Here is a 20,708-nt window from a genome sequence, read left to right as displayed (position 1 = left end):
TTTTGTCACGCCTGGGCTGAATCGCGCGCTAAATCCCTGCCAGACGGACGCTGACGCAGGGGTGTCGGTGATAACTCGGGGAATGTCGCGTGGTGATGCCGAAATGACAGGGCCAATGTGCAGAACACCAGGAACTCGGCGGAGCGATAGTTGGGAATCACGTACGCCACATAATTGGTGACGACGAACAAACCGATGATGACCAGGGCGCTGGCACGAAACCGGGCCGCCTGGTTCGCCGTTACGGCGCGGTATTGTTTGAACAGCGCTTCGCCCAGCAGCAACGCCAGCGCCGTCAACTGGATAACGCCGCCGTTGAGCAGGGTCTCCATGTAGCCGCTGTGGGCGTTGCCGATGTAGCCCCAGCGATTGATGAAGACACTGGCATCGGGGCTGGCCCAGAAGGCACCGAAGCCGTAACCCTTGAACCATTGTTGATCGACAAACGGCGCGAGCAGCTCCCAGATCAACGTGCGGTCAGTGAGCGACGGATCGCGACCGGCGATCTCCAGCAACCACGCAACGTGGCTGTACAACAACAGGCAAACCAGCAGAAACACCAGCGTGCAACCGAAGAACAGCCACTGCGAGCGGTGCATGCGCAAGCGGATCAAGGTGAGGAAATACCAGTAGCTCAGCGTTCCGGAAATGATCAAGGCCACGCCGGTCGCCGACTGGGCGAGCAGGATGGCGACTAGTGAAAAAAACGAGCAGAAGAGCGCCCAGCGGTTACGTTGGCGGATCATCGGCAGCAACAGCAGGATGGCGATTGCGTTGAGCCGTGCCCCGGCGTTCTTTTCGGCGAAAATCCCCTTGAAGGCGCCGTCGCGAATCCCACCGGACAAGAACGCGACGTCCGGCATGACGACGGCGAGCATCAACCCGATCAACGCCGCCACGCCGATGGCGCAGCCGAGCATGAAGGTGATTTTTTCAAGGGGGTAGTTGTAGGCAATGAAACCGGCAAAAAACACCACGCTGAGCATCGCGATAAACCGCTTGAAACTCAGCATCGGGTCGTGGGACCAGCCGATTGAAGCGATCACACAGAACATGAACAGCAGCAGAAAGAAGTTGCTGCGGTAAAAGGTTTTGCTGAGGAACACCTTGTTGCGGATGAAGAAGAACAAGGGCACCAGCAGGGTGATGAGACCGCAGATCTGGTTGGCGACGTTGCCTTCGAGGTCTTTATCGATGTCGCCGAAGCTGGAGGCGCCACCCAGGCTGAGGACAAACGTAATCACCTGGATGTAGAACAGCACGCCGAACAACGTGAACGCGTCGCGTAGCGTGGAATATCTGATTTCCAGTGTGCTCATGGCGATGGCCTGCGGAGCAACGCGGCGAGGTAGGTTTCTACCGCGCTGGCATTCATGAAACGCGCGGCGGCCTCGATGCGGGACTGGCGTTGCAGGTCTGGCGGTGTCGAGAGTTGCAGGGTGATCGCCTGCGCCAACGCGCTTGGGTCGTCGACGGCCACCAGCGGCGCGACGAGGCCACCCATGAGAATGTCTTGTGGGCCATGGGGGCAGCGTGTCGACACCACCGGGGTGCCAGTGGACAAGGCTTCGACCAGCGCGTTGGGACTGCCCTCGAAACGTGACGACAGGACAAAGCAGTCGGCCGCGGCCACTTCTGCCAGGGGATCGCGGGTGTAGCCTGGCAAGTCGAATCGATCAGCCACACCCAGCGTGCGTGCCTGCTCAAGCAACTGCGCCCTGAGCGCGCCTTCGCCAAAAATGATCAGACGAACGTTGGCGTCGGGCAACCTCGCGAAGGCGTTGATCAAGGTGTCAAAGCCCTTTTGCGGGGCGAGACGACCCACGGCGACAATCACCGGGCTGGACTTTTGCAGCAGCCAGCGGTGGCTCGGCGGCCCCGGTTGCCTGTCGCGAAAGTCGTCATCGAGGACCGGATTGTCGGCAATGGTCACGTCCTTCAGACGTGCAAGGGTGGTGTCGACCAGGTCCTGGGCGACGCCTCGCGAGACGCAGATGACAGGGTTGGGGATGAGCCGATACAACAGCGGTGCCACCCGGTACGCCAGGCGCACCATGAAGCCGGGGTTGACGTGCTTGTCATGGGAAAACGTGTTGCGTTCGCTGACGTGTAGCCGTGCCAGTGTCCCTGACAGTGAGGCGGCGATGATGGCCACCACGTTGACGTGAGTGAGGGCCGCCAGTTGTGCGTCAAAGCGATTGGCGCGCAGAAATCTCGCGAGGGCCGGCACCGCACGGGCGGTGCGCTGGCTTTGCAATTCGACTTTCTTGACACGCGGGTCGAGGTTCACCGCATGGAAACCGCCGCCGGTTAGCATCAGCAATGTCACGTCATTGCCTGCGTCCACCAGGGCACCGGCAAGGCGAGCCATCATTTTTTCAGCCCCGCCTGCGCTGAGGTCATGCAGGATAATCAGCAACTTTTTCATTGGTTCCATACCTGGTAATACGCTTGTGCGGCGTACTGGCTGGTGTACGGATGGATGGCGTCACTGAGCATTTTTGCGCTGGGTGCAACGCCGTTCTGTGCCGCCAGGCTTTGCAGCATTCCCCGCGCTAACGCCGGTGCATCGTTCACGGCAACCAGTTGACCCAGTCGACCGTTGTCCAGCAGTTCCCTGGGCCCGGTCTCGCAGTCGCATGCCAGCACGGGTGTGCCCAGCGCGAGCGCCTCGATCAGGACGGTCGGCATGCCTTCCTGCACCGAGCTCAGAATGAACAGCCGTGCGTGCCTCAGCAGCGGATAGGGGTTGCTCATGAAACCGGTGAAATGCACCCGGTGCGTGATGCCCAGTCGGCTTGCCTGAGTGGTCAGTGCGTCGAGCAAGGGACCGTCACCGACGATCACCAGGTCCGGCAATGCTTCGCTGCGCAACGCCAGGGCATAGGCCTCCAGCAACAGATGAAACCCTTTAGGTTCCACTAGTCGGCCCAGGCTCAACCAATAGTCGCGGGGCAAATCGGCGGGCAGCGGCGCTTGTGCGGCGTGAAGCAGTTGTTCGGTGACGACGGCGTTGGGGCAATAGCGGATCCGTTGCCGACCCCAGGGCATCCAGTTGACGAGGGACTGGCGCAAGGCTGTGGAGACCGTGACCACCTTGCCGCTGCCACAGAGGTACAACGAATAGAGCAGGCGCAGGCTTGAAGGGCCGGTTTTCTGTTCAGTGCAATCCAGTGCCGCGTGGCGGCTATAAATGACTTTGCAAGGACGGCCCAGGGTGGCGAACCAGGTGCAGAGGTTGGCCTGCTCCTTGGCGGAAATCAGGTGGGTAACGCCCTCACGGCGAATGAGCCGGCGCAACAGCACAATGGACTTGAGCAACCCGACGATGCCGCTGCCACTGGCGCTGCCCAGCGTTGACGCACCTTCAGTGTCTGGCGTGTCACCGTTCATGACGAAAAAACTCACACGCTGGCCGTCCTTGAGAAACTGCTCGGACAACCGCTGCTGGACGCGCTCGATGCCGCCGCCCGTTTTGAAGTCCTTGAGAATGAAGAGGATGTGCATGGTCATTCCCCAACGCTGATGGCGACTTTGCGCTGAACGATCATCGTCAACAGGTGCAAAAAGTTGCTGGGGTAATCGATGAGGTAGCGTTTGATCGTATGGGGCTCGCGATACATCCGATAAAAAGCGCGCAGATGCAATCGATTGATCACTGGCGGGTAGTAAGGCCGCGTGGCCATGGCTTCCTGGCGGATGAACCCGCCACAGGTGAAGGCGACACCACGGAAACCTGCGCGCAGCGCATCCTGTTCGAACTGCTCCTGCAGCCCGGCGCCCAGGCCGACGATCAGGATGTCGGCTTCGCTGCGGCAGATGTCGGCCTGAATGCACCGGGCCTGGGACGCATCGAAGTAGCCGTTGTGATAACCGGCGATGCTCAGCCGCGGATAGAGGATCTTGATCTTGCCGACAAACAGATCGAGTTCAGCCTGGCGGGCGCCGACGAAATACACGCGCTTGCCCTGTTGCTCGGCGCTGCTGAGCACAGCGTCGGCAATCGACGTGAAATCAAAGCTGACCCGGCCGATCGTCCGGCCGGTCACGCGCGACATGAACGTCGACATCAGCATGCCGTCGCAAAAGTAGGCGACGGTGCCTGGGGCCTGTTCGAAAAGGCAGCCGATAGACGCAAAGTTGATGAAGGAATAAGCCTGATTGGCGTCGAGTAACTTCGGTGAGTAATGCCTGACTATTTGCAACCTGATCATGGCGCGACTCCTTTCAGAGGACCGGGCAGGTCTGGCGACCCACGGAGACGTAGGTAAAGCCGCGTTTGCTCAACCGCTGCGGATCGAACAAGTTGCGTCCGTCAAAAATCAGCGGTTGCTTGAGCTGCCGGCCGAGCAGGTCGAAGTCAGGCGCGCGAAACGATTGCCACTCGGTGACGATGATCAAGGCGTCGGCATTTTTCAGCGCCGCTTCCTTGGTGCCCGCCAGCGTCAAGTCATCGCGCGAGCCATATATGCGCTGGGCCTCTTCCATGGCTTTGGGGTCGAACGCCTGGACGCTGGCGCCGGCGCGCCACAAGGCTTCCATCAACACCCGGCTGGGGGCTTCGCGCATGTCGTCGGTGTTGGGTTTGAAGCTCAGGCCCCACAGGGCAAAGGTCTTGCCGCGGAGTGCGCCGTCGAAGTGATTGAAAATCTTCGTGTACAGGCTGGCTTTCTGTTCGTCGTTGCGCGACTCGACGGCCTTGAGTAACCGAGCGTCGATGTCGACGCTGGCGGCGGCGTGTATCAGCGCCTTGACGTCCTTGGGGAAACACGATCCGCCGTAGCCCACACCCGGATAGATGAATTGATAACCGATGCGCGGATCAGAGCCGATGCCATGCCTGACCATCTCGATATCGGCACCGAGTTTTTCGGCGAGGCTGGCCATTTCGTTCATGAAGCTGATCTTGGTCGCCAACATGCTGTTGGCGGCGTACTTGGTCAGCTCGGCGCTGCGCAGGTCCATGACGATGATCTTTTCGCGGTTGCGATTGAACGGTTCGTACAGTTCCCGCATGACCTCTTCGGCGTGCTGACTGTCGGTGCCGATGATGATCCGGTCCGGGCGCATGCAGTCTTCGACCGCGCAACCTTCCTTGAGAAATTCGGGGTTGGAGACCACGTCGAAGGTCAGGTCGCCGCGGCCGTTGTCGGCCAGCACCTGTTCGATGTGCGCGCGCACCTGGTCGCCGGTCCCGACGGGTACGGTGGATTTATCGACGATGATGTGATGCCGGTCCATGTTCAGCGCGATGGTTTGCGCAACGCTCAGTACATGTTTGAGGTCTGCCGAGCCGTCCTCGTCAGGCGGTGTGCCCACGGCAATCAACAGCACATCACCATGGTGGACGGCGCTGGCAAGGTCGGTGCCGAACTGCAGTCGTCCACTGTGGTAATTGTTGAGGACCAGGCTTTTCAGCCCCGGCTCATAGAGCGGCAGCGTGCCGTCCTTCAGTGCCTGCACCTTGTCGGCGTCGACATCCACACAGAGGACGTTGTGGCCCACTTCCGCCAGCGCGGCGCCTTGGACAAGTCCCACGTAACCAATACCGAATACGCTCACATTCATGATCAAACCTCAGGTCGTCGTGACAGCGATCAACGTTGGGCAGGGGTCAATAGATGTTTTTCGAGAACAAGGTGAAGGGCGTCTTGATGAGGATCTTGATGTCCAGCCACAGCGACCATTGGTTGATGTAGTTGAGGTCCTGGGCGACCCGTAGCTGCATCTTTTCCACCGTTTCGGTTTCGCCCCGATGCCCGGTGATCTGAGCCAACCCGGTAATCCCCGGTTTGAGGCGGTGACGGGCCATGTAGGCGCGGACTTTGCCGGTGTAGTAAATGTTGTGGGTGACGGCATGCGGGCGGGGGCCGACCAGGGCCATTTGCCCGAACAACACGTTGAACAGCTGCGGTAATTCGTCGATGGAGCTGCGGCGCAGAAAGCGCCCGAGCGGCGTGACGCGCTCATCGTCACGGGTGGCCTGCTGCACTTCGCGATCGTCGTGGAGGCGCATCGAACGAAACTTCCAGACCTTGATCACTTCGCCATTGCAGCCGTGGCGATTTTGCTTGAACAGCACGGGACCGGCGGAGGTCAGCTTGACGGCGATCGCCACCAGCAAGAGCAACGGACTGAGGGCAACAATGGCCACGGCGGCCAGGCTGCGTTCGAACAGGTCCTTGCAAAACAGGCTGGCGGGGTGCGAGCTGATCAGGCTCTCGTTGAGGTAAATCGCCGGCATTCGCTCGATTTCAGAGATCGAGTGGTTGAGCAGCACCATGCTGCCGAAATCCGGGATCCACACCACGTCGACGTTCATGTCCAGCAGATCGATGTAGAGCGCTTCGATGGTGGCGGCATGCGCCATCGTCAGGACAATGTAGACACGGCGTACGTCCAGGCGAGTGATGATCTCGCGGATCCCGTCGACGTGACCCAGCAGCGGCAGAATGCTCGGTGCCGGGCCGTTGTTATCGGCGGCGGCGATGAACCCCAATACCTGCGCACGGTTCGGCCGGGAGAGCTTTTTCGCGAGTTCGTGGGCGGTCGGGCAAGTGCCGATGATCACCGAGCGACGTTCCTTGAAGATCATTCGCGAGTGCAGTCGGGCGAAATAATGCAAGGGCAGAAAACTCGCCGCCTGGACGAAAAAGCCCAGCACGGCCCAGACCATGATGACCTGGCGCGAGTAAATCGCACTGGTCTGGGTGATGAAAGCAATGGCCGCCAGCACCGCCAGCAGGATCAACCAGCCGGCCAGTAACCGGCCGAGCCCGACCACCAGGCCATGTCGCTTGTGGTAGACCTGCATCATGCTGTAGATGGGCACCGAACCGAGCACGGTAAGAATCATCAGGATGCGGTATTCGCTGGTCAGACTGCCGACACGCCAAAACACCAGGAGCGTCAGCAGCGAGATGGCCAGTGTCATCGCGCACAACCACTGGCCCCAGAACGTCAGGCCTCGGCGATGTGCAACGTGAGCGGTGTACTGCGGAGTCATGGGCTTGACCTCGAGGCAGAGTGGATTCGTCGGCGCTGATGGAGCAGGCAGGCGTGGCTCCCGCAGGCTTTTGAGGAGTCGGCAGAGGTGAAGCAAGGTGTCGTGATGGTAGAAGCGGTGTAACGGCAGGCTGCCGCGCGGGGTAGTTACCGGGGCGCGAAGTCGTAGTTGTAGAACGTTCGGGAATGGTTGTAGCCGTACTTGCGCGCCTTGCGCAGATCGACTTGATTGAGCACTGCGCCGAACACCGGCACGTGGCTTTGTTGCAACATCGAAATGCCTCGCTGCACCTGATTGATCGGCGTGCTGTCGGCCTTGACCACATAGATCACGGCATCCGAATGCCTGGCCAGCAACAGCGCGTCGCTGATCATCTCTGCAGGGGGAGAGTCGATGATGATGTGGCGGTAACGCGTCTTGAGCACCTCCAGCATGCGCGCCATGCGCGGTGAACTGAGCAGGTCCTGTGGCGGCGGCTGGCGTGCCGAACTTAGCGGGTCCGCAGGAGACGGCAGGCGCGGTGCGGTGAACAGATCCTGCGATACAGGCGCCATCCTCCCGGCTGGCAGCATGTCCAGATTGCCCACCGAAACGATGCAGTCTTCGAGCCGGGCAGTGCCCGCGATCACATTCGCCAGTCCCGGGCTGTCGGGCGGAAAGTCGAAGTTCAGCGACAGGGTTGGCTGACGCATGTCGGCATCGATCAGCAGCACACGTTCCAGAGGTGTGAGTGAGCTGGCCAGGTTGTTGGCAATCGTGCTTTTGCCTTCACCGGCGACGGTCGAGGTGACCAGCACCACCTGCGACGGCATGTCACTGCTTTGCAACATCAGCCAGGTGCGCAGGTTGCGAATGGTCTCGGAGAAGCGCGGATTTTCATTGTCTTCGAACAACCGCGCCAGTTGCCGACGGCTTTTCTTCATGACCAGGGGAACGACGCTGAGCAGCGGAATGTTCAGCGTGCTTTCAATCGACTCATCGGTCTTGAAGGTGTTGCTCAGTTTGTCCATGAGCAACGCCAGCGCCATGCCGATTACCGTCGCGATTAACCCGACGATCCCCACAATCAATGTTTTACGGGGCTTGCTCGCTTCGACAGGCACAATGGCCGGATCGACGATGCGCACTTTGGTGGAGTCCATGTCGGCGGTGGCGGCGGTTTCCTTCAAGCGGGTGACGAAGGTTTCATACAGTGCGCGGGTGCTGTCGACTTCACGCTGGAACTCGCGCAACTGGAATTCCTTGCGGGCAATGTCCTGGATCTGCGCCTTGTTGCTGTTGAAGGATTGGCGAAGCGAGGCTTCACTGGCCGAGGCCAGCTGGAATTGGCGTTCGATCCCGGCGACCACTTGCTGAACCTGCAACTGCAGGCTGGTGGTCGCGGCGCGCAATTCCGATTGCGCGGAAATCAGGCTAGGGTGTTTCGACCCGTAGCGCCCCGCGAGCTCATCGACCTTGGCTTGCGCCTTGGCTCGGTCCGCCTGGAATTGCTGGACCAACGGGTTACTCAAGACCGCCGGCACACTGGAGAGCCGGCTCAAGTCGCCGGTGGTCTTTGCGGTGATGTCCCATACGGCACCGGCGAGCACGGCATTGGATTTGCTGCTGCGCGGGCTGTCAGGCTGCTGGTAATCAAACTGGGTGTGGTCGTATTCGAGCAGGCCACGGGTATTGCTGCCGATGCGGTGATACCAGGTGGTGGTCAGGCCGGCGGTATTACGCTCTTTGTCGTCATTGATGCCGTCGGCATTGTCGTAGCGGAGTTCGCAGCCGAACGCAGCCTCGCAGGCTCGGCAGCTGCTACACGTTGCAGAGCTGCTTTGTTCACAGGGCTGCGCCCAGCAGCTTGAGGTATTCAGGGCTCTCGGAAATGGAATTGTGGCCCACGCCCGGTATGACCCGCAGCGTGGCCACACCTTTGGCGAAATGCGTGAAGAGCTGCTCGGTGCTGGAGCGCGGTATGACTTCATCGTGCTCCGCCGCGATCAGCAGCGTCGGCATCGTGATGTGCGCCGCGTACTTCCATGATTCAAAGCGCTCCTGCAGCAGCCACTTCACCGGAAACCACGGGAACTGGCGCACGGCGAGGTCTTCCAGGCTGTTGTAAGGCGTGATCAGGATCAGGCTCGAGGCCGGGCGCTGGCTGGCGAGGCGCACGGCGACGCCTGAACCGAGACTGCGTCCGACCACGGCGATTTGGGAGTGGGAGTTGTAGACCTTGTCGAACAAGGTCATGGCATCGCGCTGGATCGACTCCTCCGAAGGCGAGCCCGAGCTTCCCCCGAAACCTCGATAGTGCAGCAAATAGATCGCATGCTCCGGAAACGCCTGGGCGAACCCGGGCAGGTTGCGAGAGACGTCCTCGGCATTACCGCCGAAATAGATCAACGCCTTCGGCCCGTCGCGGGGCCTGACCGACACCCTCACCTCGGCACCCTCTACGGTCAGCTTGAGGAGCGTTTCGGGCGTCTCGATGGCGCTGGGTTGCGGGAAGTAGATCAGCGAACGCTGAAACACGAACAGCGCCGCACAGAGCGCCAGGTACAACGCGGCCAGGATGACGACGATTAACACCAGGGTTCGTGGCATTCGACTAACTTTAGTGGGCGACATTGACGGCTCTGGGCTGAGGAACCCAATCCACGGGATTGGAGCCAGAGTTTAGTTCATCGCTAGCGGGGCACACCGAGCCCGGCTACAGAGGAGGGCGCCCATGCCCATCGCTGCACAGTGGCTCAACGCGCAACCCGACGAAAGAACCGCCCTGATGCTGGGGTTCGCGTTCCATTTCTGCGTGCTGGCCAGTTATTACCTGGTGCGGCCGCTGCGCGATGCCTTGGGCCTTGAGGGCGGTGCCGACAAATTGCAGTGGCTGTTCACGGCGACCTTCGTGGTGATGCTGTTGATGGTGCCGGTGTTTGGCGCATTGGCTTCACGGCTGCCGGCCACGCGGTTCGTGCCGTTGATCTATCGTGTGATCGCCGCGTCGATGCTGGTGTTTGGCGTGTTGATCGCCAATCACGTCGCGCCGGTGGCCGTCGGGCGGGTGTTTTTCGTCTGGATCAGCATCTACAACCTGTTCATCGTCAGCATTTTCTGGAGCGTGCTGGTCGACCGGTTTTCCAGTGAGCAAGGACGACGGCTGTTCGGGTTCATCGCGGCGGGTGGGACCTTGGGCACATTCATCGGGCCGTTGCTGGCCGCGACCATGGCCACACGCCTGGGCCCGGTGGCGTTGACCGTCGCGGCGGCGGTGCTGCTGGAAATCGCGGTGCGCTGCTATCGGGCGCTGCTGTCCCGAACCCAATCGCAGTCTGGCAGCCGCTTGCTGGATGATCGGCGCATGGGCGGCAGCATGCTGGCCGGGATCACCCTGATTGTGCGCTCGCCCTATCTGCTGGGGCTGGTGTTGTTCATGCTGCTTCACACCAGCGCCGCGACCTTGTTGTATTTCGAACAGGGACGGATTGTGGCGGGTAGCTATGCTGATGTGGCCAGCCGCACGCAATTCTTCGCCGTGGTCGATTTGATCGTGTCGGCGTTGACCTTGATCTTTCAGCTGCTGCTGACGGCGCCGTTGATACGTTTGGTCGGTGTCGGCGGGGCGCTGGTGGCGTTGCCCTTGGCGACGATCGTGGCGTTCACCGCCATGGCCCTGGCGCCCGTGCCTGCCACGGTTGCATTGGCGCAGGGGCTGCGCCGCGCCGTCGAGTTCGCCATCGTGCGCCCGGCTCGGGAGGTGTTGTGGACCGTGGTGAGCCGCGAGGAAAAGTACAAGGCCAAGAATGTGATCGAAACCCTGGTGTACCGCGGTGGAGACGCCGCCAGCGGCTGGTTATCGGTGGGTTTGACGGCACTGGGCGCCGGTTTTGGCCTGATAGCGTTGGTGATCGTGCCGTTTGCCGGGCTGTGGGGCTGGTTATGCCTGTGGCTGGCCAGGCACCAGGAACAACGGGCTGATAGCAAAAAGGTGGAAGGGCCATTCCATGAGCCACACTGATGGATACACGCGTCGCCAAATACTCACGCTGGCTGCCGGGGCTTCGGCGGTTTTTACCTTCGGTCCGGCCTTTGCTGCAACCGCGCCGTCGAAGGAAACAGGAGGCAAGAACATGCTGACCCGCGCCATTCCTTCCAGCTCCGAGCCATTGCCCATCGTCGGGTTGGGCACCTATCGCGGTTTTGATGTCGCGCCGTCGAGCCCGGCCTATAAGCAACTGCCCGCCGTGCTGCGTGCATTGTTCGAGAAGGGCGGGACGGTGATCGACAGCTCGCCGATGTACGGCCGGGCAGAAGCGACGACTGGTGAGTTGCTGTCGATTCACGAGCCGCGCTCGCCGGCCTTCCTCGCCACGAAGGTCTGGACCCGGGGCCGCGAAGAAGGCATCGCGCAGATGGAACAGTCCTTCAAACTGCTGCAAACCGATCGCATCGATCTGATGCAGATCCACAACCTGCTGGACTGGCAAACCCATTTGCCGACCTTGCGCAAATGGAAGGAAGAAGGGCGCATTCGCTACATCGGCATCACCCATTACACAGCCTCGGCGTATGACGAAGTGGAAGCAGTGCTCAAGGCCGAGCCGCTGGATTTCTTACAGATCAACTATGCGCTGGATGACCGTGGCGTCGAGAAACGCATCCTGCCGCTGTGTCGCGAACGCGGCGTGGCGGTGATCTGTAATCGACCGTTCGGCGGCGGCAACCTGCTCACCCGCCTGAAGGAAAAACCGTTACCACGCTGGGCGGCGGACGTGAGGGTCAACAGTTGGGCGCAGATGGCGCTGAAGTTCCTGCTGTCGCATTCCGCGGTGACCTGCGTGATTCCCGGCACCGGCAATCCGCGCTACATGGCGGACAACGCCGGCGCCGGTTTCGGGCCGATGCTGACCGGTGCGCAGCGCGAGCAATTGATCGATATCGTCGGTTAGGCGTAAGTTATCGCTGAAGACGATCAGCGGCGGTCCAGCCACACCGTCTGCGCATTGCAGAACTCACGTACGCCGAAGTGCGACAGCTCGCGGCCAAACCCGCTTTTCTTCACGCCGCCAAAGGTGACGCGCGGGTCGCTGGCGCAGTAGCCGTTGATGAACACGCCACCGGTTTCCAGTTCGCCGGCCATCTGCTGGGCACGTTCGACGTTGCCGGTGTAGATCGTCGCGGCGAGGCCGAATTCGCTGTCATTGGCCAGTTCCAGCGCATGGGCTGCGTCACGTGCGGTGATGATGGAAGCCACTGGGCCAAACAGTTCCTGCTTGAACGAAGTCATCTGGTCGGTGACATCACCGAAAACGGTGGGCTCGTAGAAGTTGCCCGAACCTTCTGCCTTCTTGCCGCCCAGCAACAACGTCGCGCCTTCTTCCAGGGTGTCGCGCACCTGTTGATCCAGTTCGTCCCGCAGATCAAAGCGCGCCATCGGGCCAACGTAAGTGTCGGCGGCCAGTGGGTCGCCGACCACCAGTTTGCGTGTGGCTTCGACGAACTTGCGCGTGAATGCTTCGACGATGCCTTGCTCGACAATCAAGCGTTTCGCGGCTGCACAGACTTGCCCGGTGTTTTGATAACGGCCAATCACGGCGGCTTTGACTGCTTCGTCCAAGTCGGCATCGTTGAGCACGATGAACGGATCCGAACCACCCAGTTCCAGTACGCATTTCTTCAACGCCGCACCGGCCTGTGCGCCGATGGCAATGCCGGCGCGCACGCTGCCGGTGAGAGTCACTGCGGCGATGCGTGGATCAGCGATGGCTGTGGAAACGCCCTCCGGCGTGACGTTGATGACCTCGAACACACCTTCAGGGAACTCGGCTTGCTTGAAGGCTTCCAGCAGCAGGTAAGCGCTGCCCATCACGTTGGGCGCATGTTTGAGCACGTAGGTGTTGCCGGCGATCAGCGCGGGAACGGCGCCACGCAGGACCTGCCAGATTGGGAAATTCCACGGCATCACCGCGAGAATCGGGCCGAGCGGACGATATTCAATGCGTGCTTTGCCACCTTCAACCAGCGTCGGTTCGGCGCTGAGCATGGCCGGGCCGTGTTCGGCGTACCATTCGCAGAGCTGCGCACACTTTTCGATTTCACCGCGCGCCTGGGTGATTGGCTTGCCCATCTCCAGGGTGATCATGTTCGCCATCGCTGCCGCGTTGTCGCGCAAAACCCCGGCCAGGGTGATCAACCGTTGCGAGCGTTGCGCAACCGAGGTGCTGCGCCAGACACGGAACCCGGCAGCGGCACGGGACAACGCAGCCTGCAGCGCCGAATCGGATTCAAATGGGTAGTGGCCGATCTGCTCGCCAGTGGCGGGGTTGATCGAAATGGCGTGAGTGAGGCTGGAAACGTTGGTCATGGCACCGTCCTGCTAGGTGGGAATGCGTTCAGGTTAAAGTGGCGTTTGGTTTCTGGAAACTGAATAATGCTGAGCATATCGTTCACGTTTGGAGAATGACTGTGGATCTGGTTCAGCTGGAAATTTTCAAGGCAGTGGCCGAGCACGGCAGCATCAGCGTGGCCGCCCAGCACATCCATCGGGTGCCGTCGAACCTGACGACGCGGATCAAACAACTGGAGCAGGACCTGGGCGTGGACCTGTTTATTCGCGAGAAAAGCCGCCTGCGCCTGTCGCCGGCCGGCTGGAGTTTTCTCGATTACGCCCGGCGAATTCTCGACCTGGTCCAGGAAGCCCGGGCGACGGTGGCCGGTGAAGAACCCCAGGGCACCTTCGCGCTGGGGTCGCTGGAAAGCACGGCGGCGGTGCGCATCCCCGAGCTGTTGGCGGCCTATAACCAGAAGCACGCCAAGGTCGAACTGGACCTGTCCACCGGACCGTCCGGGACCATGATCGACGGCGTGTTGTCGGGCCGACTGGCCGCGGCGTTTGTCGACGGCCCGGTGCTGCACCCGGCACTGGAAGGCGTGCCGGCGTTCGAGGAAGAAATGGTGCTGATCGCGCCGCTCCACCATGCCCCGATCCACCGCGCGCGGGAGGTCAACGGCGAAAACATCTATGCCTTCCGCTCCAATTGCTCCTACCGACACCACTTCGAAAGCTGGTTCAGCAAGGACGCGGCGGTGCCGGGCAAAATCTTCGAAATGGAGTCCTACCACGGCATGCTGGCCTGCGTCAGCGCCGGTGCCGGCCTGGCGCTGATGCCGCGCAGCATGCTCGAAAGCATGCCGGGCTGCACCACGGTGAGTGTCTGGCCGTTGTCGCCATCCTTCCGGTTTTTGTGCACCTGGCTGGTGTGGCGCAGAGGGACGGTGTCCCAGAGCCTGACCATGTTTGTGCGCCTGCTGGAAGAGCGCGGTGTAGTACAACCAGAAACCTGAATCCCTGAATAAACACAAAACCCTGTGGGAGTGAGCCTGCTCGCGATAGCGGTCTGACAGCCATGAATTCTTTGACTGACACACCCTCATCGCCAGCAGGCTGGCTCCCACATAGGTATCCATACCTGCATCATTCAGCCTGAGCAGCGAACCATTGCATGACCTGCGCGCACGCCGGATGAGTCGCCGCCGAAGGTTGCAGGCAAAGCGAATAGACGCCGCGGGTCTTCAACGGGCTGCCGAACGGAACGACCAGCACCCCGCGATCAATCGATTCCTGCGCCAGGGTCAGATCGGTCACCGCCACCCCCAGCCCACGCGCTGCAGCATCAAGCGCCAACTCGTCGAGGTTGAAGGGAATGTGTCGATAGTCCTGCAGCGGCTTGCCGTCATTGGCCGCCAGCCATTCGATCCACGCTTGTTGATCGGCCGAACGATGCAGCAGCGGGAAACGCAGCAGGTCCTCCACCGACGCCAGCGGCCGGGTTGCGCTGGTCAGGCCAGGCGCGCACACCGGCACCAGCGCTTCCTCGAACAGCGTCAGGCACACGGGATCGCTGGACGGTTCGGGTAAGTAGAGGATGTAGGCGTCGCTGTCGCTGGACGGCTCGACGATCTCGGTTGCCACGGTTTCGATCGATAGGGAAATGTCCGGGTGACAGCGGTAGAAATCGCTCAGTTTCGGCAGCAACCAGCGCACCGCCAGCGACACATGCATGCGGATGCGGAACGGGCGTTTCTGCGGTGACAGCCGATCTTCGAGGGTTTTCAGTTGCTCGAGAATATTGCGCGCGCTGGCCAACACTTGTTCGCCTTCCGGGGTCAGGCGAATGCTGCGGCTGCTCCTGACGAACATCGGCACACCGAAGTGACTTTCCAGCTGCTGTATTTGCCGGCTAACGGCACTTTGGGTCAGGCAAAGTTTACTCGCCGCTTGGGTGAAGCTGCCCGAATCGGCGACTTCCACCAATGCCTGCATGGCTTGAAGGGAAGGGACGTGACGAATCTTATCCATGCGTTTTATGAATGGCTCAATGAATTTATAACGTTGGTTGTAGCACCGAAGACCTAATAGATTCTAGCGCTAGCAGCCGCCATCACATATTGCCTATGCAATCACTGCATGTGCCGGTTAGCAGAACGACAGTCTAGGCAGGTGACGCATGAATAATGAATGTGGCTGGATCGCGCAAGCAGGAAGTGCTCCGGCACGGGATCGTCTGATCGGTGCGCAAAAAGCCGATTGGCTGATCATCGGCGCCGGCATCACCGGCCTGAGTGCCGCCCATGCCTTGGCGCAATTGCACCCGCAGGCACGCATCGTGGTGGTCGACCGACAGCGAGCGGCGCAGGGCGCTTCGGCGCGTAACTCCGGATTTGTGGTAGCCCACGAACACCCCACCCATGATGAATTGATCGGCAACCCAGGCTTCGCCGGGTTTGAAGTCGACACGACGATTTCCCGTGCCGCCAGTGCGGAAGTGCGCAAGGTGATTGACCGACACGGTATCGAGTGCGACTTCCGGGACTCGGGCTATTTCTTTGCCGTCAGCGATCCCGGCAAGCTGACCCACATTGACGCCAAGCTACAAACCTTGCGGGCACTCGGCGCCTGCGCGGAGTTTCTCGAAGGCGAGCAACTGAATCAAAAACTCGGCACCCGGCATTACCGCGCCGCGATCTGGTGCGGCAAAGGCAACGCATTGCTGCAACCGGCGAAGTACGTCAAGGGTTTGCTGGAGGCGCTGCCGGAGACCGTAACGGTCTACGAAAACACCGACATCACCGGCCTCGAACGGTTGGGTAAAGGACGAGTGCGGGCCAACGGCATCGATGGCAGCATCGAGGCCAGGCAGGTGCTGATCTGCCTCAACGCCTTCGTGCCGCGCGCGGGCATCCAGGACAGCGGCACCTTTGCCATGGAACTCAGCGCCAGCCTCACGCGGCCATTGAGTGACGAAGAGTTTCGCAACATCGGCAGCATCGAGCCCTGGGGCGTGCTCTCTACCCGTCCGCTTGGCGCCACGGTACGGCTGACACCAGATCGCCGGGTGATGATCCGCAACACAGCGGAGTACCGTTCGCGGGATTTGTCCGGCCGTGAACTGGCGATCCGTCGCCAGCACCATGTGCAGGGTTTGCAGCGGCGTTTCCCATGGCTGACCGAGCAGGATATCCAGCACACCTGGACCGGACACCTGAGCGCCTCACGGTCCGGGCAGCCGTTTTTCTCCAGGGTGGAAGAGGGCGTGTTTGCCGTGGCCGGCTGCAACGGCTCGGGCTTGGCGCGCGGCACGCTTTGGGGCCGACTGCTCGCCGAGTTTGCATCGGGTGTTGGCTCGCCGTTGCTCGACTCTGTGATGGACAGAGCGCGGCCCGGCTGGCTCCCGCCGCGACCCTTGCTCGACATCGGCGCCCTGTTTCGGATGCGCGTCGAAGCGGTCCGGGCCAGGACAGAAATCTAGAATCCGGTTATCACAAAAGAACAAAAAGGTGATTCAACATGCAGGTCAATACTCTTTCCCTGATGCTAGCGCTCACGGCATTTTCGGCAGCCACTCAGGCGGCCGAAGACGTCAACATTTCCAACTGGAACGGCTACATCGCCGACGACACCTTGAACACCTTCACCCAGGAAACCGGGATCAAGGCGACGTACGACATCCACGACAGCAACGAAGTCCTGGAATCAAAACTGATGACCGGCAATACCGGTTATGACGTGGTCAGCCCGTCGAACCATTTCCTGTCGCGATTGATCAAGGCCGGCGCGATTCAGAAACTGGACAAGAGCCAGCTGCCGAACTGGAAAAACCTCGATCCGGCGCTGATGAAAAAGCTCGAGGTCAACGACCCGGGCAACCAGTACGGCTATCCCTACATGTGGGGCACCGCGGGTATTGGCTACAACGTCGAGAAAATCAACGCGATTTTCGGCACCACCGACGTCACCCATTCCTGGAGCCTGATTTTTGATGAGAACAACATCAAGAAGCTGAGCGAATGCGGCGTGGCGATCATCGATAACCCGACGCAGATTCTGCCGATCACCCTCAACTACCTCGGATTACCGCCCCATAGCCACGAGCCGGCGGACTACAAGAAAGCCGAGCAGGCGTTGCTCAAGATTCGGCCGTACGTTCAGTATTTCCACGCGTCCAAGTACGTCAGCGACCTGGCCAATGGCAATGTCTGCGCCGTGATCGGCTTTAACGGAGACGTGGTGCAAGCGGCGGCCAGTGCCAAGGAAGCGAACAACGGCATCGAGATCGCTTATTCGATCCCGGACGAGGGCTCGACCCTGTGGCTCGACATGGTGGTCATGCCCAAGAGCGCGCCCCACGAGAAGAACGGCTACGCCTACATGAATTACCTGTTGAAGCCTGACGTCATCGCCAACATCAGCAACAGCATCCACTACGCCAACCCGAACCTGGCGGCGGACACGCTGGTCAATCCGGCGGTGAAACAGGACCTGGCGATTTACCCGCCGAAAACCGTGATGGATAAATTGTTTACGGTAGAGGATCTGCCCGCCGCAATCGCACGGCTGAGCACACGGCTGTGGACCAAGTTGAAAACCAATACCTGACGCAAAGGTGCCTGGGTTCCATTGACGGAACCCAGGCCTCAGAGCATCACGCTCGTTTCGGCAGCTTCCAGTTCGGCCGAATGAAGTGGCAGGTGTAACCGGTCGGCAGTCGTTCGAGGTAGTCCTGATGCTCCGGTTCTGCCTCCCAGAACGGCCCGGCGGGAACGATTTCAGTCACGACCCGGCCGGGCCAGAGTTTGGAAGCATCGACATCGGCCGCGGTGTCTTCGGCCACTGCTCGTTGCTCTTCGTTCAAATAAAAAATCGCCGAGCGGTAGCTGAGGCCAATGTCGTTACCCTGACGATTGGCAGTCGATGGGTCATGGATCTGGAAGAAAAACTCAAGGATCTGCCGGTAGCTGGTGATGGCCGGATCAAACACGACCTCGATCGCTTCGGCGTGGGTGCCATGGTTGCGGTAAGTCGCATTCGGCACATCGCCGCCGGAGTAACCGACTCGCGTCGACAGCACGCCTTTTTGCTTCCTTATCAGGTCCTGCATGCCCCAGAAGCAGCCACCGGCCAGGATTGCGGTTTCAGTGTGCGTGGTCATCGCTTACTCCTCAGTGTTGAATGATTTGATCAGGTGTTGCGCAAGGTCTCGGTCGAGATCGGCAGCGGCATGAACTCATTCTGCATCAGACAGGTCGCGCCCGAGCACCTTGTTTCTGTCTTCCGACGGGTCGACGTGCCGGGCAACGTCGAACCCGCCGTGCGGTGCATCACGCCGTAAGGACGTTCAAGTCTACGTCGATGTTGCCACGGGTCGCCTTCGAGTATGGGCAGATCTGGTCAGCGGTGTGCGCCAGGGTTTTTGCAACATCATCCGGCAGGCCGGGCACGCGCAGGGTCAAGCGAGCTTGAAGGAAGTACTCGGCACCGGTCTGACCGACATCGACTTCGATGTCGACGGACATGTCCGCCGGCAGCACCACGTTCAGGTCATTGGCCACCAGGCCGACAGCGGCGGTGTAGCAGGCCGACCATGCACCGGCGAACAATTGCTCGGCGGCGGGGTGCGGCTGGGTGGCGGCGAACACATGCGCGGGATGGGCGCTGCCGGGCGACGAGATGGCGATGTCGAGGCTGCCGTTATGGCCGCGCGAGGTGTTGCCGGTGCTGCTGGCGGTGGTGTGGGTTTTGCCGGTGGCCAGTACTTTTTCGATCTTGCTCATGGGTGGTTACCTGAATGTTTAATAGGGTTGTTATTCGTATGCGCTTACATCGCATGCGATAAGTGTAATGTTTCTAAAATGCCGATTGATGTCAAAACTTCCCGGTGTTTCAGGCCGTGAGAACGTTCAGGGCCACGTCGATGTTGCCCCGGGTTGCCTTGGAGTACGGGCAGATCTGGTCGGCGGCGTGGGCGATTTCAGTCGCCACAGCTTGATCCAGACCTGGAGCGCGCAGTGTCAGGCGTGCTTGAAGGAAGTACGCGTCGCCGGTCTGGCCGAGGTCGACTTCGATATCGACGGACACATCGGATGGAAGCTCAACGTTGCGCTGCTTGGCGGCAAGACCGACGGCGGCGATGTAGCAGGCCGACCAGGCACCGGCAAACAGTTGCTCGGCTTTCGGGTGCGGTTGGGTGCCTTTGAATTCATGAACGGGTTTGTCGCTGCCAGGCGACGTCAGCACGATGTCGAGGGTGCCGTTATGGCCACGCGAAGTGGTGCCGGTGCTGCTCATGGTGGTGTGGGTTTTGCCGGAGGCCAGGACTTTTTCGATCTTGCTCATGGGATGAATCCTCAAAGGTGCATTGGGTTGGCTTGTATGACGTATACGCTTGTATCGTATGCGATGGAAATAATACTCGCGCAGTCGCCAATCGAAGTCAAGAGGGTAAAGGCGTGCTTGGCGACGAGCGGTCGGAGTGGGGGGAGGTGGCAGTGGCTCCCGGTTTCTGCACACAACGAAAAAGCCCGCACAGGGCGGGCTTCGGAATCGAGTAGGTGGCCAGCGCTGGTCTCTGGCTTACAAGGTTTATCAGGCTTCTGACAGAACAGTTTTGTGCTGTCCTGCTTCACACGGCATAAGGGCTGGACCTCACCTCGGAGCGTCTTTCTAACCGTGTACCCTTAGGAGCGCGCCCTACGCTTCCTCGCTATCCTCTTGCGCATCAGTCTGCGTCTTCACCTACAGAATTCAGAATAGCAAAGCCTGCGAAACGCAAACCGGACTTTTTAGACCGATTTCGTCCTTGGGCAAGGGCGGCAGGATGGATAAATGCTATAGGGAACAAGCCGGTACAGCCTGCCGGGGAAGACAGGCCGAACGCGGTGCCCGGTTTAAACCAGATTGATCTCGACGTCGATGTTGCCACGGGTCGCTTTGGAGTACGGGCAGGTCTGGTGCGCGGCATCCACTAGCGTCCGTGCGACAACCGGGTCGAGGCCCGGAAGGCTGACATTGAGGCGCGCCTGCAGGAAGAAGGCATTGTCGGTCTTGCCCAGATCCACTTCAGCATCAACCGCGACGCCGCTCGGCAAGGTCACTTTCAGCGCGGCAGCCGCTTTACCGATCGCGCCGATGAAGCAGGCCGACCAGCCCGCACCCAGCAGTTGCTCGGGGTTGGTGCCAGCTCCGGAAGAGCCGGGTGGGGAAAGCTTGACGTCCAGACGTCCATCCGAACTCTTCGATTCGCCGTCGCGGCCGCCGGTGGTGTGGGTCTTGCCGGTATACAGCACGGTGTCGATTTCATTGATCATGACGGGTTCCTGCTAAGTGTTGGGGGCATCACCCGGTATGTCGCCGGTTTAAGGGGCGAACGGGTGAGGTCCCCAC

At 60.6% G+C, this 20,708-nt stretch carries 20 protein-coding genes; 6 read left to right on the top strand and 14 right to left on the bottom strand.

The genetic code is table 11. The annotated features are described in order from the left end of the window. Positions 1 to 5: 5 nt before the first annotated feature. The 8 genes from ACA060_RS16075 to ACA060_RS16040 all read right to left on the bottom strand — a co-directional run bounded on the left by ACA060_RS16075 (position 6) and on the right by ACA060_RS16040 (position 9,595). On the bottom strand, positions 6 to 1,319 hold the full coding sequence (locus ACA060_RS16075; RefSeq protein WP_497311762.1) for an O-antigen ligase family protein: 1,314 nt from the start codon (positions 1,317 to 1,319) through the stop codon (positions 6 to 8). After that, on the bottom strand, positions 1,316 to 2,428 hold the full coding sequence (locus ACA060_RS16070) for a glycosyltransferase (RefSeq protein ID WP_497311761.1): 1,113 nt from the start codon (positions 2,426 to 2,428) through the stop codon (positions 1,316 to 1,318). The genes ACA060_RS16075 and ACA060_RS16070 overlap by 4 nt, the downstream gene beginning before the upstream one ends. Next, a complete protein-coding gene (locus ACA060_RS16065) occupies positions 2,425 to 3,507 on the bottom strand; it encodes a glycosyltransferase (RefSeq protein ID WP_497311760.1) in 1,083 nt (360 codons plus the stop codon). The genes ACA060_RS16070 and ACA060_RS16065 overlap by 4 nt, the downstream gene beginning before the upstream one ends. 2 nt (positions 3,508 to 3,509) lie before the next feature. Further along, on the bottom strand, positions 3,510 to 4,214 hold the full coding sequence (locus tag ACA060_RS16060; protein WP_497311759.1) for a WecB/TagA/CpsF family glycosyltransferase: 705 nt from the start codon (positions 4,212 to 4,214) through the stop codon (positions 3,510 to 3,512). A 13-nt stretch (positions 4,215 to 4,227) separates the two neighbouring features. Next, entirely contained in the window at positions 4,228 to 5,568 is a 1,341-nt protein-coding gene (locus ACA060_RS16055; protein WP_497311758.1) for a UDP-glucose dehydrogenase family protein, read from the bottom strand. Between the two features lie 46 nt (positions 5,569 to 5,614). After that, on the bottom strand, positions 5,615 to 7,006 hold the full coding sequence (locus tag ACA060_RS16050) for an undecaprenyl-phosphate glucose phosphotransferase (protein ID WP_497311757.1): 1,392 nt from the start codon (positions 7,004 to 7,006) through the stop codon (positions 5,615 to 5,617). A 146-nt stretch (positions 7,007 to 7,152) separates the two neighbouring features. After that, entirely contained in the window at positions 7,153 to 8,922 is a 1,770-nt protein-coding gene (locus ACA060_RS16045) for a polysaccharide biosynthesis tyrosine autokinase (RefSeq protein ID WP_497318268.1), read from the bottom strand. Then, the gene (locus ACA060_RS16040) at positions 8,831 to 9,595 is read right to left on the bottom strand and encodes an alpha/beta hydrolase (protein ID WP_497311756.1); all 765 of its coding nucleotides are present in this window, start codon (positions 9,593 to 9,595) and stop codon (positions 8,831 to 8,833) included. Before ACA060_RS16040 ends, ACA060_RS16045 begins: the two co-directional genes overlap by 92 nt. 124 nt (positions 9,596 to 9,719) lie before the next feature. Here ACA060_RS16040 and ACA060_RS16035 point away from each other — a divergent pair, with 124 nt between their 5' ends. Together ACA060_RS16035 and ACA060_RS16030 are read left to right on the top strand one after the other, a co-directional pair. Then, a complete protein-coding gene (locus ACA060_RS16035) occupies positions 9,720 to 11,006 on the top strand; it encodes an NTP/NDP exchange transporter (RefSeq protein ID WP_497311755.1) in 1,287 nt (428 codons plus the stop codon). After that, positions 10,993 to 11,937 (top strand): aldo/keto reductase, encoded by a 945-nt coding sequence (locus ACA060_RS16030; protein WP_497311754.1) that lies wholly within the window; start codon positions 10,993 to 10,995, stop codon positions 11,935 to 11,937. Before ACA060_RS16035 ends, ACA060_RS16030 begins: the two co-directional genes overlap by 14 nt. A gap of 23 nt (positions 11,938 to 11,960) precedes the next feature. On the opposite strand, the gene ACA060_RS16025 is transcribed toward ACA060_RS16030, so the two are convergent. Beyond that, positions 11,961 to 13,352: an aldehyde dehydrogenase family protein gene (locus ACA060_RS16025; protein WP_497311753.1), complete on the bottom strand. Its 1,392-nt coding sequence runs from the start codon at positions 13,350 to 13,352 to the stop codon at positions 11,961 to 11,963. Positions 13,353 to 13,453: 101 nt separating this feature from the next. Between ACA060_RS16025 and ptrR the strand changes: the two genes are divergently transcribed. Then, the gene (gene ptrR, locus ACA060_RS16020; RefSeq protein ID WP_497311752.1) at positions 13,454 to 14,332 is read left to right on the top strand and encodes a putrescine utilization regulator PtrR; all 879 of its coding nucleotides are present in this window, start codon (positions 13,454 to 13,456) and stop codon (positions 14,330 to 14,332) included. A gap of 130 nt (positions 14,333 to 14,462) precedes the next feature. Here the strand turns inward: ptrR and ACA060_RS16015 are convergent, their stop codons facing one another. Beyond that, on the bottom strand, positions 14,463 to 15,347 hold the full coding sequence (locus ACA060_RS16015) for a LysR substrate-binding domain-containing protein (RefSeq protein WP_497311751.1): 885 nt from the start codon (positions 15,345 to 15,347) through the stop codon (positions 14,463 to 14,465). A gap of 148 nt (positions 15,348 to 15,495) precedes the next feature. On the opposite strand from ACA060_RS16015, the gene ACA060_RS16010 reads away from it, so the two are divergent. Both ACA060_RS16010 and ACA060_RS16005 read left to right on the top strand, forming a co-directional pair. Continuing rightward, positions 15,496 to 16,797 (top strand): NAD(P)/FAD-dependent oxidoreductase, encoded by a 1,302-nt coding sequence (locus ACA060_RS16010; protein ID WP_497311750.1) that lies wholly within the window; start codon positions 15,496 to 15,498, stop codon positions 16,795 to 16,797. 38 nt (positions 16,798 to 16,835) lie between these two features. Beyond that, entirely contained in the window at positions 16,836 to 17,924 is a 1,089-nt protein-coding gene (locus ACA060_RS16005; protein ID WP_497311749.1) for a polyamine ABC transporter substrate-binding protein, read from the top strand. A gap of 46 nt (positions 17,925 to 17,970) precedes the next feature. On the opposite strand, the gene msrA is transcribed toward ACA060_RS16005, so the two are convergent. Then, complete coding sequence (gene msrA / locus ACA060_RS16000; protein ID WP_497311748.1) at positions 17,971 to 18,477, bottom strand: peptide-methionine (S)-S-oxide reductase MsrA; 507 nt, start codon at positions 18,475 to 18,477, stop codon at positions 17,971 to 17,973. Between the two features lie 33 nt (positions 18,478 to 18,510). On the opposite strand from msrA, the gene ACA060_RS15995 reads away from it, so the two are divergent. Then, a complete protein-coding gene (locus ACA060_RS15995) occupies positions 18,511 to 18,657 on the top strand; it encodes a hypothetical protein (protein ID WP_497311747.1) in 147 nt (48 codons plus the stop codon). Here the strand turns inward: ACA060_RS15995 and ACA060_RS15990 are convergent. From ACA060_RS15990 to ACA060_RS15980, 3 genes are all read right to left on the bottom strand, one after another. Continuing rightward, on the bottom strand, positions 18,647 to 19,099 hold the full coding sequence (locus tag ACA060_RS15990; RefSeq protein ID WP_497311746.1) for an Ohr family peroxiredoxin: 453 nt from the start codon (positions 19,097 to 19,099) through the stop codon (positions 18,647 to 18,649). The two genes, ACA060_RS15995 and ACA060_RS15990, sit on opposite strands and share 11 nt — an antisense overlap. Positions 19,100 to 19,208: 109 nt before the next feature. Then, positions 19,209 to 19,661, bottom strand: coding sequence for an Ohr family peroxiredoxin (locus ACA060_RS15985; RefSeq protein ID WP_497311745.1), 453 nt, complete (start codon positions 19,659 to 19,661; stop codon positions 19,209 to 19,211). 551 nt (positions 19,662 to 20,212) lie between these two features. Then, on the bottom strand, positions 20,213 to 20,632 hold the full coding sequence (locus tag ACA060_RS15980) for an organic hydroperoxide resistance protein (protein WP_497311744.1): 420 nt from the start codon (positions 20,630 to 20,632) through the stop codon (positions 20,213 to 20,215). Positions 20,633 to 20,708 lie beyond the last annotated feature (76 nt).

The sequence above is a fragment of the Pseudomonas sp. LBUM1671 genome, from assembly GCF_059695685.1.
The sequence above is the reverse complement of the archived record's forward strand: the minus strand, read 5'-3'. Positions and strand labels throughout refer to the sequence as shown.